Consider the following 12,840-nt stretch of genomic DNA (forward strand, 5'->3'; position numbering starts at 1 on the left):
ATGGCCGCCGAGCTCTCCCCGCACCTGCTGTCCGAGAAGCACCGCCCCACGCTCGACCAGGCCCTCGACGCGATCCGTACGCGCGCCTACTGGTCCCCGCACCCCGAGCATCCGAAGGCGTACGGCGAGGGCGGTGCCGCCGGCAGCCTGGGCGCCGCCGAGGGCAAGGCCGCCTTCGACGCCGTGCTGCACACCCGGCTCGACCTCGGCCAGCCGGGCACCGACGGCTGGACGGGCGGAGAGATCTCTCCGTACGGGCCCGAGCTGGGCGTCGAGTACCCGCACGCCGACCTGGACGTCCTGCTTCCCGCGATGCGTACGGGCATGGCCGCCTGGCGCGCGGCGGGCCCCGAGACCAGGGCCCTGGTCTGCCTGGAGATCCTCGCGCGCATCAGCGCCCGGACCCATGAGTTCGGCCACGCGGTGATGCACACCAGCGGCCAGGCCTTCATGATGGCGTTCCAGGCCGGCGGCCCGCACGCCCAGGACCGCGGCCTGGAAGCGGTGGCGTACGCGTACGAGGAGCAGATCCGCACCCCGCGGAGCGCCGACTGGTCCAAGCCCCAGGGCAAGCGCGATCCGCTCCGGCTGCACAAGTCGTTCGTCGCGGCACCCCGTGGCATCTCGCTCCTGATCGGCTGCAACACGTTCCCCACGTGGAACGGCTATCCCGGGTTCTTCGCCTCCCTGGCCACCGGCAATCCCGTCCTGGTCAAGCCGCATCCGCGCGCCGTGCTCCCGCTGGCGCTCACGGTGCAGCTGGCCCGCGAGGTGCTCGCCGAGGCAGGCTTCGACGCCAACCTGGTCGCTCTGGCCACCGAACGACCGGGGGAGGGCATCGCGAAGACCCTGGCGGTCCGCCCCGAGATCAAGATCATCGACTACACCGGATCCACCGCCTTCGGCGACTGGCTGGAGGCCAACGCCCGCCAGGCCCAGGTCTACACGGAGAAGGCCGGAGTCAACATGATCGTCCTCGACTCCACCGACAACTACCGGGGGATGCTCGCCAACCTGGCGTTCTCCCTCTCTCTGTACAGCGGCCAGATGTGTACGACCCCACAGAATCTGCTGATCCCCCGGGACGGCATCACCACCGATGCCGGCGACAAGACGTACGACGAGGTCGTCGACGACATCGCGGCCGCGGTCAGCGGACTGCTGGGCGACGACTCCCGGGCGAACGCGCTGCTCGGCGCCCTGGTCAACCCCGACGTGAAGGCCCGTCTGGACGCGGCCGCGGAGCTGGGGAAGGTCGCCCTGTCCTCCCGCGAGGTGGCCAACCCGGAATTCCCCGACGCCGTGGTGCGCACCCCTGTCGTCGTCAAACTGGACGGCACCGAGCCGGACGACGAGGAGCACTACCTGTCGGAGTGCTTCGGGCCGGTCTCCTTCGCGGTGGCGGTCGACTCGACCGCCGACGCCGTGGAACTGCTCCGCCGCACGATTCGGGACAAGGGTGCGATGACGGTGGGCGCGTACACCACCTCACCGGAGGTGGAGCGCGCGGTGGAGGACGTCTGCCTGGACGAGTCGGCCCAGCTCTCGCTGAATCTGACCGGTGGGGTGTACGTCAACCAGACTGCGGCGTTCTCCGACTTCCACGGCTCGGGGGGCAACCCGGCTGCGAACGCGGCCCTGTGCGACGGGGCCTTCGTATCAAACCGCTTCCGCATGGTGGAAGTCCGTCGCCAGGCGTAGCCCGCGTTCCGTGCCATCGGCCCGCCCCCTCCCCGCCCCGCCCGGACGTCGGGCCCTGGGGCCGGGGCGGGGCCCCGGCCCCGGGTCCCTCGCCCATGTGAAGGGGCGGGCGGCGGGGACAAGCCCGCAACCGGGTGCCCCGTCCGTGCACGTGCTCGTATCGCGCCGCCTGCGTCAGACCCCCGCTTTCCGTCCGTCCCCCGGAATCTCCGCATACCTCTGCACCCACGCGTGCATGGCGATCGCGGCGGCGGCCCCCGCATTGATCGACCGCGTCGACCCGAACTGGGCGATGGAGCACACCATGGCCGCGTGCTTGCGGGCCTCGTCGGTCAGTCCGGGCCCTTCCTGCCCGAAGAGCAGCACACACCGCCGCGGCAGCTCGGTCCGCTCCAGCGGCACCGCCCCCGGCAGATTGTCGATCCCGATGATCGGCAGCCCCTCCGCCGCCGCCCACGTCGTCAGCGACTCCGTGTCGGGGTGGTGCCGCACATGCTGGTACCGGTCGGTGACCATCGCACCGCGCCGGTTCCAGCGCCGCCGCCCCACAATGTGGATCTCCTTGGCGAGGAAGGCGTTCGCGGTGCGCACCACGGAGCCGATATTGAAGTCGTGGCCCCAGTTCTCGACCGCCACGTGGAAGTCATGCCGCCGTAGGTCAAGATCGGCGACGATCGCCTCCCGCGTCCAGTACCGGTAGGCGTCGCCCACATTGCGCCGGTCGCCGTGGGCAAGCAGTTCGGGGTCGTACCGCTCGTCCGCGGGCCAGGGAAGCGGGTGCGGCCCGACGCCGATCTCCGTCCCGAATCCGTCGTCGTACTGCATCGGTTCCGCGGCCTGACCAGGATCTGCCGTCGGAACGGATGTGCCGGACGGTTCCCACCCCGCAAACTCCCCGGTCGACGTTTTCCCGCCGGGGCCGCCGATGCCACCAGTGCTGCTGCCGCTCTCACTACTCACCCGACGAGCGTATGGCCCCCGTCGCCGCTGTGCTGCGGGGCCTCCTCGTCATCGACGGCCCGCCGCGGCCCGGGCACCTTGCCCTGGCGCGAGAACAGCAGTTCCCGCCCGAACGTCACCCGGCCGCCGAGCCACACGAGGAAGACGGTCGGCAGGAAGACGGAGTCGGCGGCGATCATCGCCATCGAGAAGAAGGGCAGCCCGAGCAGCAGGGCGATTCCGGCGTGCTCGCACATCATGACGACGAGCAGGATGTTCTTGACCCGCCGGTTGAACAGCGTGAAGGGGAAGGCGACCTGCACGACGACCGTGCCGTACGTCAGCAGCATCACCATCACACTGTTGGAGGCGAGGATGTCCGACAGCGCGGGCCAGGGCGTGAAGTAGTCGAGCTTGAGCGGGTAGTACAGCGCCGTGCCGTCCTGCCACCGCGACCCCTGGATCTTGTACCAACCCGCCGTCGCATAGATCAGACAGACCTCGGCCATGATCACGACGAGGGTCGCATTGTGAGCGAGGTTGGCGATGACGTCGAGCAGAGTGCGCGCCTCGCTGTGCGGCGCGCGGCGGTTCACGGCCCACCAGACGCCCTGGCCGACCCAGAGGATCCAGAAGAGAACCGGCAGCCACCAGGTACCGCCGAGGCCGTCCGTCACGGTGGCCACGATCAGGACCAGGCCCAGCAGTCCCCAAAGAACCGGACCGGCCACGTCCCCCCGCGCCGAGCGCCGAGGATCACCGGCATCCACTGCCGCTTCCGCGTCCTCACCCGCTTCTGCTCCGCCATCCGTCTCCGCCGCACGGGCCGCACGAGCAGCGCGCCGGGCATCCAACGACCAGACCTGTGCGCAGCGCGTCAGCACGAGGTAGATCGCCATGAGATGGATGACGTTGTCGCCGCCGTCACCCATGAAGATGCTGCGGTTCTGGAGGGAGAGCACCCCGACCATGAACAGGACCGACGTGGCACGGGTGTGCCAGCCGACCATCAGCAGCGCGGCGGAGAGCAGTGCCACCGCGTACACGATCTCGAACCAGACCGCACTGTCCGACCACATGAGCGTGGTGAAGGCTTGATTGCCCGATATGAGCTGCTTCGCCATGTCCCAGCCCCATGGGCCGTCGGGGCCGTACATCGCGTGGCGATGCGGCACTTCGCGCAGCAGGAACAGCAGATAGGTGGCGGAGAATCCGATCCGGATGACGGCGCTCTGGTACGGGCCGAGAGCCGAGGAGGTGATGCGCTGGATGCCGCGGGCGAGCTTGCGATCGAAGGCGAACATACTCATTTGCCCGCCCCCTCGGCGTTCTCGGGAAGGTCGGCGGGGCTTACGGTCCACCAGGGCAGCACTCGGTAGGACGGCTTCGTACTGATCTTCTCCTGGCTCCAGTCGGGCGCCCCCACCGACCGCGTCTCGGAACGGATCTGGATGCGCTCGACGGTGCCGCCGTAGTCGTGCTCGCTCAGGCGCGCCATCGCTATTCGGCGCATGTAGCGCTCGGACAGCTCACCGCGCAGGCCGTTCGCCCGGTTCTCGTTGTCGTGGGAGCCGATGTAGAAGTCCCAGCCGCGACGCAGCTCGTTCTGATGGATGTGGCTGGGGAGCAGATTGCCGCGTATCGCGCGGCCGTCCTCGGCGGAAAGGCTCATCCAGGGTGTGGTGCGGCGGCCGTCGGCGCCGACTATCTCGGCCCGCACATGAACGGCCACGTTCTGCTGAAGCGGATTCGGAGCGAAGAGCTTCCAGTTCTGTTCGAACTCGGGGTAGATCCATTCGTCGACCGCTTCGCCGTGCTGTTTCGTCAGCGTGTTGGAGGGGGCGACATGGAGGAACACCATGGCCAGCTGAACGCAGGCGACCAGCCCGATGACGGACAGCGCGATCGCGGCGGCGATCTGGTACGGAAGCGACAGGGCGGCCATGCCGGCGCGGGCGCCCGGCCCCGGCCCCGGTCCCGGAGCCTGAACGACGTCGGACGCCGTTTTCTCGCCCCGCCCCGGCCCCGGCCCGGTGCTCCCGTTCCCGCCTTCGACGCCCCTGTCGTCGTACGAATCCATCCCGCCCCGATCCCCGTCGATCCCCGGTCCGTCATCCACAGGGTTGACACCCTACGGGCCGCCGACTCACCATTGAAGACATTGAACCGAACGATCGGTCGGTCGGTAGGGAGTCCGGGATGACGGCAGTGACTGCGAGCCAGGCGGCGCAGGCGGGAGCAGGCGGGCCCGAAGGGGCGGACGAGGCCCTGGAGGCGGGCTTCGACGCCGCGGTCGCGGCGGACGAGCGCATCGAGCCCCGTGACTGGATGCCGGATGCGTACCGCGCCTCGCTGGTCAGGCAAATGGCCCAGCACGCCCACTCCGAGATCATCGGAATGCAGCCGGAGGCCAACTGGATCTCGCGGGCACCCTCGCTGCGCCGCAAGGCGATCCTCATGGCCAAGGTTCAGGACGAGGCCGGACACGGGCTCTACCTGTACAGCGCCACGGAAACACTCGGCACCAGCCGTGAGGAACTGCTCGACAAGCTCCACGCGGGCCGCCAGAGATATTCATCGATCTTCAATTACCCCACGCTGACCTGGGCGGACGTCGGAGCGATCGGCTGGCTGGTGGACGGCGCCGCGATCACCAATCAGGTACCGCTCTGCCGTTGCTCCTACGGCCCGTACGCCCGGGCGATGGTGCGCATCTGCAAGGAGGAGTCCTTTCACCAGCGCCAGGGGTACGAGCTGCTGCTCGCCCTCAGCCGCGGCACCCCGGCACAGCACGAAATGGCGCAGGACGCGGTGAACCGCTGGTGGTGGCCGTCCCTGATGATGTTCGGTCCACCGGACGACGCATCGGCGCACTCGGCGCAGTCGATGACCTGGAAGATCAAGCGGCACTCCAACGACGAGCTGCGGCAGCGCTTCGTGGACATCTGTGTCCCACAGGCCGAAACACTGGGGCTCACCCTTCCTGACCCGGATCTCCGGTGGAACGAGGAGCGCGCACAGCACGACTTCGGATCGATCGACTGGAAGGAGTTCCAGGAAGTCCTCAAGGGCAACGGCCCCTGCAACGAGCAGCGCCTCACCCAGCGCCGCCGGGCGCACGAGGAGGGGGCCTGGGTCCGGGACGCGGCGACCGCGTACGCCGAGAAGCACACAGCACCGAGGAACGGGGAGGCGGCGGCATGAACAGCTCGACCGAATGGCCGCTGTGGGAGGTGTTCGTCCGTTCGCGCCGCGGGCTGTCCCACACCCACGCGGGCAGCCTGCACGCCCCGGACGCGGAAATGGCCCTGCGCAACGCGCGCGATCTGTACACGCGCCGCTCCGAGGGAGTCTCCATCTGGGTGGTCCCGTCCGCACAGGTCACGGCCTCCTCGCCGGACGAGAAGGATTCCTTCTTCGAGCCGGCCGGTGACAAGCCCTACCGGCACCCGACGTTCTACGAGATCCCGGAAGGGGTGAAGCACCTGTGACCGCGGCTCTCGCCCTGGGCGACGACGCGCTGGTGCTCTCGCACCGGCTGGGGGAGTGGGCCGGTCACGCCCCGGTACTGGAAGAGGAAGTGGCCCTGGCCAACATGGCCCTGGACCTGCTGGGGCAGGCCCGAGTGCTGCTCTCCCTCGTCGGGGACGAGGACGAGCTGGCGTATCTGCGTGAGGAACGCGCTTTTCGCAACGTCCAACTGGTCGAGCAGCCGAACGGCGACTTCGCCCACACCATCGCCCGCCAGCTCTACTTCTCCGGCTACCAGCGACTGCTGTACGAGCAGCTGTCGGCCGGTGACGGCCCGTTCGCCGGCCTGGCGGCGAAGGCGGTCAAGGAGGTCGCGTACCACCAGGACCACGCGGAGCACTGGACACTGCGGCTCGGCGACGGCACGACCGAGAGCCACGAGCGGATGCAGCGCGCGGTGGACGCGCTGTGGCGGTTCACCGGCGAATTGTTCCAGCCCGTCGAGGGTGTGGAGATCGACTGGCAGTCGCTGCGCAGCGGCTGGCTGGAGTCCGTCACCACGGTGCTGGAGCAGGCCACGCTGACCGTGCCGGACGGTCCGCAGTCCGGAGCGTGGACGGCGGGCGCGGGCCGTCAGGGCATCCACACCGAACCCTTCGGCCGGATGATCGCCGAGATGCAGCATCTGCATCGCAGCCACCCGGGGGCGTCATGGTGACCGAGACACTCCTGGAGGAGGAGCTGCACCGGATCGCGGGCTCCGTGCCCGATCCGGAACTGCCCGTGCTGACTCTGGACGAGCTGGGCGTACTCCGGGGCGTGGAGGTGCTCGCACCCGGCAGGGTGACCGTGCGTCTCACCCCGACCTACACCGGCTGTCCGGCGATCGAGGCCATGTCCGCCGACATCGAGCGAGTGCTGCATGACCACGGCATACCGGAGGTCTCCGTGGTCACGGTGCTCTCGCCGGCCTGGTCCACGGACGACATCAGCGCGGAAGGTCGGCGCAAGCTCGCCGAGTTCGGCATCGCGCCCCCGCGCCCGCACGGCGTCGGGGTCCCCGCGGGCGGCCCGGTGCCGCTCACGCTCTCGGTGCGTTGCCCGCACTGCGGCTCGACCGATACGGAGCTGCTGAGCCGGTTCTCCTCCACCGCCTGCAAGGCACTGCGCCGGTGCGTGACGTGCCGCGAACCGTTCGACCATTTCAAGGAGTTGTAGATGTTCCATCCGCTCCGGGTCCGCGCGATCGAACGGCTCACGGACGATGCGGTGGCCATCACCCTCGCCGTGCCGCCCGAGCTTCGCGAGACCTTCCGACACAAACCGGGACAGCACCTCAATGTGCGCTACGCCGTCGACGGCGAGGAGATCCGCCGCTCGTACTCGATCTGTTCGCCGGCCATCGAGGAACCAACCGATCCGGTACTGCGGGTGGGGATTCGGCTCGTCGACGGCGGCGTGTTCTCCACCTACGCGCTGAAGGAGCTCGCCGTCGGTGACCTGGTGGAGGCGATGCCTCCGATGGGCCGCTTCGTGCTCACACCGCGCGCCGGACGTTTCGCGGCGATCGTCGGAGGCAGCGGGATCACACCGGTGCTGTCGATCGCGGCGACACTGCTGGCACGGGAGCCCGACGCCGGTTTCTGTCTGATCCGCAGCGACCGGACCGCGGTCTCGACGATGTTCCTGGACGAGGTCGCCGACCTCAAGGACCGTTACCCTGACCGGTTCCAGCTGGTGACGGCGCTCTCCCGGGAGGAGCAGCAGGCAGGTCTTCCGTCCGGCCGACTGGACCGGTACCGGCTCACCGGACTGCTGCCCTCGCTGCTCCCGGTGACAGAGGTGGACGGCTGGTATCTGTGCGGGCCGTTCGGGCTGGTCCAGGCGGCCGAAAGCGCACTGCACGGCCTGGGCGTGGACCGGACCCGTATCCACCAGGAGATCTTCCATGTGGACGACGGCCCGAACGCGCCTGCCCGGACCCGGGCCGAGACACCGGCTCACAGCAGACTCACCGCGACCCTGGACGGCCGCTCCGGCACATGGCCGGTGCAGGACGGCGAATCACTGCTGGAAACCGTGCTGCGCAGCCGCTCCGACGCACCGTACGCCTGCAAGGGTGGTGTGTGCGGGACCTGCCGGGCGTTCCTGGTCTCGGGCGAGGTGCGGATGGACCGCAACTTCGCGCTGGAACCCGAAGAGACGGGTGCCGGCTATGTGCTGGCGTGCCAGTCCCATCCGGTCACTACGGAGGTGGAGCTCGACTTCGACCGCTGACCACACCCCCCGGCCCGCTCCTCCCCCTCCCCCCTCACAGCCCGTACCTCTGCCTGTTCCCTTCTCGTAGAACCTGTTCTATCTTGACGAACCGTCAGGTCCGGTCACAAGGGCACCTGTTGGCGGGAGGCCAGGGCAGTGGACTTCACCTTCACCGAGGAACAGCAGGCAGCAACGGAAGCGGCGAGAGCGGTCTTCTCGGGCGTTGCGCCGGACGGGGTGCCCAGCCCCGCTCTCGTACCGGGCGCGGTGTCCGAGGACATCGACCGACCCCTGTGGGCCGGGCTCGCGGCGGGCGACCTGCTGAGCCTGACACTGTCGCCGCAGCACGGCGGCGCCGGGCTCGATCTCGTCGCGCTCTGTCTGGTGCTGCGCGAATCCGCCAGGGTGCTTGCACGGGTGCCGCTGCTGGAGACCTGTGCGGTCGCGATGGCGCTCCAGCGCTACGGCGACCGCGGGCTGGCCGCCGAGTTGCTCCCCCGGGTCGGCCGGGGCGAATTGGTCCTCACCGTCGGGGCCAACGGCCGCTCCGGCCACGATCCGGCCGAACTCGCGGTCACCGCCCGCCGGGTCGTTCCCACGACGAACGACCCGTCCGGCGAGGGATCTGGCAAGGCCCCCACGGATGCCGCCGATGACACTGCGGGCTGGGTGCTCGACGGCGTGCAGTCAGGGGTGCCCTGGGCACAGGCCGCGGACTGGATCGCGGTTCCCGCCCACACGGGCGAGGGCCGAACCGTTGTCGCCCTGATCCGGCCCACCTCCGTCGGCGTCGCGCTGGTCGAGCAGGTTTCCACCAGTGGCGAGCTGTTCGCCGAGGTCCGGCTGGACTCGGTGCGGATCGACAACCGTGCGCTGATGGACGCCGCCGGGGCCTGGGACTGGCTGCGCGCCCTGCTCACCACGGGGACCTGCGCGCTGGCGCTCGGCCTGGGTGAGGCCGTACTCGCCATGACGAGTGATTACACCGGCAAGCGCGAACAGTTCGGCTTTCCGGTCGCGACCTTCCAGTCCGTCGCCGTACAGGCCGCGGACCGATACATCGACCTGCGCGCCATGGAAGTGACGCTCTGGCAGGCGGCCTGGCGGATCTCCACCGGGGCCGACGGCGCGCTTCCCGCCGAGGGCGACATCGCCGTGGCGAAGATCTGGGCCTCGGACGGTGTCCGCCGGGTCGTACAGACCGCACAGCATCTGCACGGGGGCTTCGGCGCAGACACCGACTATCCGCTGCACCGCTTCCATGCCTGGGCGAAGCAGATCGAGCTCGCCCTCGGTCCGGCAGCTGCGCACGAGGAAGCGCTGGGCGACCTGCTGGCCGCGCACCTCCTCGGCTGAACCCGCCCAGGACCTCGATCGACACCGTCCGCCGTGACCTCGGCCGTCCGCCGTGACCTCGGCAGGCACCGGCCGTGAGTACCGGTGCCCCGGCGGCCGGTCAGCCATCCGGGCTCAGAGGACGAAGGCAGCGGAGCCGTTGTCGGTGACCATCGGACGTCCGGCGCCGTCCCAGGCGAGCATCCCGCCGTCGATGTTCACGGCGTCGATGCCCTGCTGCACCAGGTACTGGGTGACCTGGGCGGACCGGCCACCGACCCGGCACATCACATGTACGCGCCGACCGTCCTCGGCAGCCTCGGTCAGCTCACCGAAGCGCCCCACGAAGTCGCTCATCGGGATGTGCAGGGCGCCCTCGACATGACCGGCCGCCCATTCGTCGTCCTCCCGGACATCCAGCACGAAGCCGTCCGACGGAACCGCCGCAACGTCCATCGAGGGCAGCGGGGCGAAATTCATGGGTCATGCCTTCTCTCGTACGTACGCTCCAAAGTCACCAGGAACGCTACTGCACCAGACCTACCAGCTCCGCCTCTCGCTGAGAGACCTCGCCCAGCAGCTGATCGGCGATCTCGTCGAGCAGCCGGTCCGGATCGTCGGGTGCCATCCGCAGCATGGCTCCGATAGCACTCTCCTCAAGCTCCCGGGCGAGCACCGTGAGGAGTTCCTTGCGCTGGGTCAGCCAGTTCAGCCGGGCGTAGAGCTCCTCGCTCTCGCTCAGCTCGGCCTCCGGCACCACCGGCCCCGACGCCCACTCCTGCGCCAGCTCCGTCAAAAGCGCCTCGTCCCCGCGCCCATAGGCGGCGTTGACGCGGGTGATGAACTCCTCCCGGCGTGCCCGCTCCGTCTCGTCCTGTGCCAGGTCCGGGTGGGCCTTGCGCGCCAGCTCGCGATAGAGCTTGCGCGCCTCTTCGGTCGGCCGGACCCGCTTGGGCGGCCGGACCGGCTGCTCGGTCAGCATCGCCGCCGCCTCGGGGGACAGCCCGTCCGAGTCGATCCAGTCGTGGAACAACTCGTCGACGCCCGGCATCGGCATCACGATAGCCCGGGCCTCCTGTGCCTTGCGGAGGTCCTCGGGGTCACCGGTCCGGGCAGCGCGGGCCTCGGCGATCTGGGCATCGAGCTCATCGAGGCGGGCGTACATCGGCCCGAGCTTCTGATGGTGCAACCGGGAGAAATTCTCGACCTCGACCCGGAAGGTCTCCACCGCGATCTCGAATTCGATCAGCGCCTGCTCCGCCGCCCGCACGGCCTTGGCGAGCCGAGCCTCGGGCCGGGCCCCATCGGCGGTCCCGCCGGCAGCCCCGCCCGTCTCCTCGGCAGTTCCAGCGGCAGCGTCCGCCTCGGAACCGGCACCAGCACCGCCCGGCCGCACATGGTGCGCATCCTGCTCGTGGTGCTCGTGCTGCCGGTCGTTGTCCTGCCGGTCTTCGTCGTTCCGGGTGGTCGGCACCCCGGCGGCTTCGTGGGTCACCCGTCCAGCGTATGGCCACCACCCACGCCCCGAGGACGCACGGTCGGCCCGATGTCCCTCACACGCCCGTTTCGGCGGCTATTCGCCCTGCTCCGACGGCCCGCACCAACTCCGCGTGGTCCGACTCGGTACGGTCCGCGTACATCACCGCGAACGCCGCCACCGCTTCGTCCAGCTCCTCGTTCTTGCCGCAGTAGCCCGCTATCAGCCGTGGATCCGCGCTGTGCGCATGGGCCCGTGCGAGCAGCGCACCCGTCATCCTGCCGTAGTCGTCGACCTGGTCGGCCGTCAGAGCCGCCGGATCCACACTGCCCTTCCGGTTCCTGAACTGCCGCACCTGGAAGTGCCGCCCGCCGACGGTGGCCCACCCCAGCAGGATGTCGCTGACGACCTGCATCCGCTTCTGCCCGAGCACCACCCGGCGTCCCTCGTGCGCCACCTCCGGCACATCGAACCCGACAGCCGGCAGATACGGAGCCAGCGCGGAGGGCCGTGCCTCCTTCACCTGCAGGACCAAGGGCTCACCCCGGTGATCGAGCAGAAGCACCACGTACGACCGGGTGCCGACGCTCCCCGTGCCGACCACCCGGAACGCCACATCGTGGATCGCGTACCTGGCGAGGAGCGGCACCCGGTCCTCGGAGATCGTGCCCAGGTAGTCGCGGAGCCCCGCCGCCACCGCCGCCGCCTCCTCGTCCGGCACCCGCCGCAGCACCGGCGGCGCATCGACGAAGCGGCGTCCGCCGTCCCCGGAGTCCTCGGTGGACTTGGCCGCGAAACGGGCGCTGGTGTTGTTGCGTGCCTTCTCCGAGACCCGCTCCAGGGTGCCGAGCAGATCCCGCGCGTCCGTGTGTGAGACCAACTCCTCGTCAGCGATGGCGTTCCAGGCGTCGAGCGCGGGCAGTCTGGCCAGCAGTCGCATCGTCCGCCGGTACGCGCCCACCGTGTCGTACGCGCCCCGGCGGCAGGTGTCCTCGTCCGCCCCGGCCTCCCGGCCGGCAAGCACCATCGAGGCCGCGAGCCGCTTGAGGTCCCACTCCCAGGGGCCGAAGACGGTCTCGTCGAAGTCGTTCAGATCGATGACCAGGCTGCCCCGCGCATCGCCGTACAACCCGAAATTCGCCGCGTGCGCATCGCCGCAGAGCTGCGCGCCCACCCCGCTGACCGGTGAGCCCGTCAGGTCATGGGCCATCAGCCCGGCCGAGCCGCGCAGAAAGGCGAACGGTGTGGCCGCCATCCGCCCGACCCGGATCGGGGCGAGAGCGGGCACCCTGCCCCGACTGGACTCCTCGACCGCCCGCACGGCATCGGGCCGGCCCGCCGGAAGGACCAGGGAGGAGTGAGAGGCCCGTGGCACCCTCTCGCGCAGCGCCTTGCCCGCCCCCTTGGGCGACTGCGACGCGCTTCCGCCCGCCACAGCCGCTCGCCGCGCGAATCCGGGCACGACCGGAATGCGCGGACCTCCTGCAACACCCCGCTGAACAGGCACTGTCGCTTCGATTTCGCCCATGGCGCGCGGCCTCCCCCGTCCTCGTCCTGCGTTCCTGGCCCGATGCCCTGTCGCAGATCAATTGCGACGAAGGTACCGCCGTCCGCCGAAAGCCGTCCGCCTCTGTGGAGAACTCACCGACCGACCTGTG

13 protein-coding genes are annotated in these 12,840 nt (G+C 69.8%); 7 read left to right on the top strand and 6 right to left on the bottom strand.

The genetic code is table 11. From position 1 onward, the window contains the following. Positions 1-1,701, top strand: coding sequence for a phenylacetic acid degradation protein PaaN (gene paaN, locus ACIOHC_RS06080; protein WP_401841633.1), 1,701 nt, complete (start codon positions 1-3; stop codon positions 1,699-1,701). A 174-nt stretch (positions 1,702-1,875) separates the two neighbouring features. Here paaN and ACIOHC_RS06085 read toward each other — a convergent pair whose 3' ends face one another. The 3 genes from ACIOHC_RS06085 to ACIOHC_RS06095 form a co-directional block, all read right to left on the bottom strand. After that, the gene (locus tag ACIOHC_RS06085) at positions 1,876-2,526 is read right to left on the bottom strand and encodes a TrmH family RNA methyltransferase (RefSeq protein WP_351071959.1); all 651 of its coding nucleotides are present in this window, start codon (positions 2,524-2,526) and stop codon (positions 1,876-1,878) included. Between the two features lie 131 nt (positions 2,527-2,657). Further along, positions 2,658-3,950, bottom strand: coding sequence for an HTTM domain-containing protein (locus ACIOHC_RS06090; RefSeq protein WP_401841634.1), 1,293 nt, complete (start codon positions 3,948-3,950; stop codon positions 2,658-2,660). Further along, positions 3,947-4,720, bottom strand: a complete 774-nt coding sequence (locus tag ACIOHC_RS06095) for a DUF5819 family protein (protein WP_401841637.1) — start codon at positions 4,718-4,720, stop codon at positions 3,947-3,949. Before ACIOHC_RS06095 ends, ACIOHC_RS06090 begins: the two co-directional genes overlap by 4 nt. A gap of 119 nt (positions 4,721-4,839) precedes the next feature. Between ACIOHC_RS06095 and paaA the strand changes: the two genes are divergently transcribed. The 6 genes from paaA to ACIOHC_RS06125 all read left to right on the top strand — a co-directional run bounded on the left by paaA (position 4,840) and on the right by ACIOHC_RS06125 (position 9,726). Beyond that, positions 4,840-5,844, top strand: a complete 1,005-nt coding sequence (gene paaA / locus ACIOHC_RS06100; protein WP_401841640.1) for a 1,2-phenylacetyl-CoA epoxidase subunit PaaA — start codon at positions 4,840-4,842, stop codon at positions 5,842-5,844. Next, positions 5,841-6,131: a 1,2-phenylacetyl-CoA epoxidase subunit PaaB gene (gene paaB / locus ACIOHC_RS06105; RefSeq protein WP_327368469.1), complete on the top strand. Its 291-nt coding sequence runs from the start codon at positions 5,841-5,843 to the stop codon at positions 6,129-6,131. Before paaA ends, paaB begins: the two co-directional genes overlap by 4 nt. Next, the gene (gene paaC, locus ACIOHC_RS06110) at positions 6,128-6,829 is read left to right on the top strand and encodes a 1,2-phenylacetyl-CoA epoxidase subunit PaaC (RefSeq protein WP_365689447.1); all 702 of its coding nucleotides are present in this window, start codon (positions 6,128-6,130) and stop codon (positions 6,827-6,829) included. The genes paaB and paaC overlap by 4 nt, the downstream gene beginning before the upstream one ends. Then, the gene (gene paaD, locus ACIOHC_RS06115; protein WP_351071972.1) at positions 6,823-7,329 is read left to right on the top strand and encodes a 1,2-phenylacetyl-CoA epoxidase subunit PaaD; all 507 of its coding nucleotides are present in this window, start codon (positions 6,823-6,825) and stop codon (positions 7,327-7,329) included. Before paaC ends, paaD begins: the two co-directional genes overlap by 7 nt. Continuing rightward, positions 7,330-8,388 carry a 2Fe-2S iron-sulfur cluster-binding protein gene (locus ACIOHC_RS06120; protein WP_401841642.1) on the top strand — a complete coding sequence of 353 codons (1,059 nt, stop codon included), beginning with the start codon at positions 7,330-7,332 and terminating at the stop codon, positions 8,386-8,388. It abuts the gene before it with no gap. A 138-nt stretch (positions 8,389-8,526) separates the two neighbouring features. After that, positions 8,527-9,726, top strand: a complete 1,200-nt coding sequence (locus ACIOHC_RS06125) for an acyl-CoA dehydrogenase family protein (RefSeq protein ID WP_351071976.1) — start codon at positions 8,527-8,529, stop codon at positions 9,724-9,726. 114 nt (positions 9,727-9,840) lie between these two features. On the opposite strand, the gene ACIOHC_RS06130 is transcribed toward ACIOHC_RS06125, so the two are convergent. From ACIOHC_RS06130 to ACIOHC_RS06140, 3 genes are read right to left on the bottom strand one after another with little or no spacing between them, the layout of a single operon-like run. Continuing rightward, a complete protein-coding gene (locus ACIOHC_RS06130; RefSeq protein WP_351071978.1) occupies positions 9,841-10,185 on the bottom strand; it encodes a rhodanese-like domain-containing protein in 345 nt (114 codons plus the stop codon). Positions 10,186-10,231: 46 nt separating this feature from the next. After that, complete coding sequence (locus ACIOHC_RS06135; RefSeq protein WP_401841645.1) at positions 10,232-11,200, bottom strand: J domain-containing protein; 969 nt, start codon at positions 11,198-11,200, stop codon at positions 10,232-10,234. Positions 11,201-11,258: 58 nt separating this feature from the next. Continuing rightward, positions 11,259-12,710, bottom strand: coding sequence for a DUF2252 domain-containing protein (locus ACIOHC_RS06140; RefSeq protein ID WP_365689445.1), 1,452 nt, complete (start codon positions 12,708-12,710; stop codon positions 11,259-11,261). Between the last annotated feature and the right edge of the window lie 130 nt (positions 12,711-12,840).

It is taken from the genome of Streptomyces sp. NPDC088252 (genome assembly GCF_044740965.1).
Classification (GTDB): domain Bacteria; phylum Actinomycetota; class Actinomycetes; order Streptomycetales; family Streptomycetaceae; genus Streptomyces.

What these genes read in the sequence shown, in the direction of transcription:
- paaA (WP_401841640.1), top strand. Translation starts at nt 4,840, where the DNA reads ATGACGGCAGTGACTGCGAGCCAGGCGGCGCAGGCGGGAGCAGGCGGG.
- ACIOHC_RS06090 (WP_401841634.1), bottom strand. Translation starts at nt 3,950, where the DNA reads ATGAGTATGTTCGCCTTCGATCGCAAGCTCGCCCGCGGCATCCAGCGC.
- ACIOHC_RS06095 (WP_401841637.1), bottom strand. Translation starts at nt 4,720, where the DNA reads ATGGATTCGTACGACGACAGGGGCGTCGAAGGCGGGAACGGGAGCACC.
- paaN (WP_401841633.1), top strand. Translation starts at nt 1, where the DNA reads ATGGCCGCCGAGCTCTCCCCGCACCTGCTGTCCGAGAAGCACCGCCCC.
- ACIOHC_RS06120 (WP_401841642.1), top strand. Translation starts at nt 7,330, where the DNA reads ATGTTCCATCCGCTCCGGGTCCGCGCGATCGAACGGCTCACGGACGAT.
- ACIOHC_RS06085 (WP_351071959.1), bottom strand. Translation starts at nt 2,526, where the DNA reads ATGCAGTACGACGACGGATTCGGGACGGAGATCGGCGTCGGGCCGCAC.
- ACIOHC_RS06130 (WP_351071978.1), bottom strand. Translation starts at nt 10,185, where the DNA reads ATGAATTTCGCCCCGCTGCCCTCGATGGACGTTGCGGCGGTTCCGTCG.
- ACIOHC_RS06140 (WP_365689445.1), bottom strand. Translation starts at nt 12,710, where the DNA reads ATGGGCGAAATCGAAGCGACAGTGCCTGTTCAGCGGGGTGTTGCAGGA.
- paaD (WP_351071972.1), top strand. Translation starts at nt 6,823, where the DNA reads ATGGTGACCGAGACACTCCTGGAGGAGGAGCTGCACCGGATCGCGGGC.
- paaB (WP_327368469.1), top strand. Translation starts at nt 5,841, where the DNA reads ATGAACAGCTCGACCGAATGGCCGCTGTGGGAGGTGTTCGTCCGTTCG.